General features: G+C 71.8%; 1 protein-coding gene. It reads left to right on the top strand.

Going from position 1 to position 2,934, the window contains the following annotated elements; all coding sequences use genetic code 11:
* Window positions 1-57: 57 nt before the first annotated feature.
* On the top strand, window positions 58-2,934 hold a 2,877-nt coding region (locus H297_RS43880; RefSeq protein WP_199787291.1), incomplete at its 3' end, for an SDR family NAD(P)-dependent oxidoreductase.

Consider the following 2,934-nt stretch of genomic DNA (forward strand, 5'->3'; position numbering starts at 1 on the left):
CTGGCACACGCGCACGTGCGTGGGGCCGAGGTGGACTGGCTGCGGGTGTTCGGCCGCGTGAGCGCAGCGGCGTCCGGGGAGCTGGATCTGCCCACGTACGCGTTCCAGCACCGGCGGTACTGGTTGGACGGTTCGGGCTCGGTGTCGTCGTCGAAGGACGCGGTCGACAGCGAGTTCTGGGCGACGGTCGAACGCGCGGACGTCAACGACTTCGCAGCCGCGCTGCAACTGGAGGCGGACGCTCCGTTGGGCTCGGTGCTGCCTGCGCTCTCCGCCTGGCGCCGGCGTCGGCATGAGTCGGCGGCCACGGACGAACTGCTCCACCAGGTTGCCTGGCGGCCCGTGAGCGACCGGCACTCCGGCGTGCTGTCCGGCACCTGGCTTCTCGTCACGCTTCCCGACGAGGAGGAGCGGTGGGAGTGGGTCGCCCGAACGTTGGCCGACCACGGGGCGACGACAGTCCGCGTACCGTTCACCACCGCGGCGGAGCTGGGAGAGGCGCTCGCCCGCATCGACGGAGACCAGGTACGCCAGGTACGGGGCGTGCTGTCACTCGTCCCGCTGTCCCCCGACCTGGAGTCCGGCCTTCCGTCCGGCCCGGTCCGTACGCTGGAGCTGTTCCACGCACTCGGCGCACAGGGCATCGGGGCTCCGCTGTGGAGTCTCACGTCCGGGGCCGTGTCCACCGGGGGAGACGAATCGGTGACGCGCCCTGACCAGGCGGCCGTGTGGGGCCTGGCGAGGGCCGCGGCGGTGGAGCATCCCGCGCGGTGGGGTGGCGTGGTGGACGTGCCGTCCGCCCCCGACGCACACACCGCAGCTCGGCTTGCGGCCGTACTGTCCGGCAGCGTCGGCAAGGACGGCGAGGACAGCGAGGACAGCGAGGACAGCGAGGACGAGGTCGCCATCCGTTCCGGAGGGCTCCTCGGCCGTCGCCTGGTGCCCGTCCGTGGCGACCGGGGCCCCGTCCGCGACGGCTGGCGGCCGAGCGGAACCGTGCTGATCACCGGCGGCACGGGAGTGCTCGGTTCGTACGTCGCGCGTCAACTGGCCGAGCGGGGTGCGGACCACCTACTGCTGACGAGCCGCAGTGGCGAGGCGGCCCCGGGCGCTGCCGAGCTGGAGGCGGAGCTCGTCGCACTCGGCGCCCGAGTGACCGTGGCGGCCTGCGATGTCGCGGAGCCCGAGGAACTCGCGGGACTTCTGGCCACCGTCCCGGAGGAGGCTCCGCTGACGGCGGTCGTGCACGCGGCCGGTGTGCTGGACGACGGCGTGATCGACGCGATGACGGCCGAGCGCTTCGAGACGGTGTTCCACCCCAAGGTGGACGCGGTCTGGAACCTGCACGAGTCGACCCGGGAGAGCGACCTCTCCGCCTTCGTCGTCTTCTCCTCCCTGGCCGGCACGGTCGGTTCGGCGGGCCAGAGCAACTACGCGGCGGCCAACGCACTCCTGGACGGCTTCGCCGAGTACCGCCGTGGCCTGGGACTGCCCGCCACCAGTCTGGCCTGGGGGCCGTGGGCGGAAGGGGGGATGGCCGACCTGGCCGTACGGGACCGGCTGGCCCGGAGCGGCGTCACCCCGCTGACCTCCCGCCAGGCAGGCGAAGCGTTGTGGCGGGTACTGGACCTCGGCCTGACCACCGCCACCGTCACCAGGACCGACTGGGACCGGTTCGCCGGGGCGCTGGCGGCTTCCCGGCCGACCCGGCTGCTCACGGAACTGGCAGATGTCGCCGTACCCACGGACAGGGCCGATTCGACGTCGGAGCTGGCCCGTGGAATCGTCGGCCTGCCCACCGCGGAAGCACGCCGTCTGGTCCTGGAAGCCGTACGGGCCGAGGCCGCTGCTGTACTCGGACACACCACGCCGGACAAGCTGGACGCGGACCGCGCCTTCCGAGAGCTCGGCTTCGACTCCCTCACCGCTCTGCAACTCCGCAACGCCCTCAGCGCTGCCACCGGCATTCAGCTTGCCGCCACCCTCGTCTTCGACTATCCGAACCTCGCGGCGCTCGCGGACCATCTGATGGCACGGATGGACAGTGCGCCCGGGGCCGCCGGAACCGACCCCGCCCAGCCCACCGGTCTCGCCGAACTCACCGACCTCGCCGAGCCCGTCGCCATCGTGGGGATGGCCTGCCGCTTCCCCGGCGGGGTGCGTTCCCCGGAAGACCTGTGGACGCTGCTGAGCTCCGGATCCGACGCCATCACACCGTTCCCCGCCGACCGGGGCTGGGACATCGACACACTCATGAGCTCCGGCCCGGGAGACGGCTCCGGGCAGACCGGTGCCGGTGCGTCGTACGTTCATGAGGGCGGCTTCGTCGAGGACGTGGCCGGATTCGACGCGGAGTTCTTCGGGATCTCGCCGCGTGAGGCGCTGGCGATGGATCCGCAGCAGCGGCTGCTGCTGGAGACCACGTGGGAGGCCATCGAGCGCGCCGGAATCGCCCCTCCCACGCTGCGCGGCAGCGACACCGGGGTCTTCGCCGGTACCAACGGTCAGGACTACACCGCCCTGCTGCGCGACTCCGCAGGGGACCTGGAGGGCCACGCCGCCACCGGTGGCGCCGCGTCCGTGGTCTCCGGACGCGTGTCGTACACGTTCGGCTTCGAGGGTCCTGCGGTGACGGTGGACACGGCGTGTTCGTCGTCGCTGGTGGCGCTGCACATGGCTTCGCAGTCGCTGCGTCAGGGCGAGTGCTCGCTGGCCTTGGTCAGCGGTGTGACGGTGATGTCCACACCGGCTGCCTTCGTAGAGTTCAGCCGTCAGGGCGGCCTTGCCGCGGACGGCCGCTGCAAGGCTTTCGCGGCGGGTGCGGACGGTACCGGCTGGTCCGAGGGTGTGGGTGTGCTGCTGGTCGAGCGGTTGTCGGATGCGCGGCGCAACGGGCATCGGGTGTTGGCTGTGGTGCGGGGTTCGGCGGTGAAT

It is taken from the genome of Streptomyces sp. CNT360, assembly GCF_000424785.1.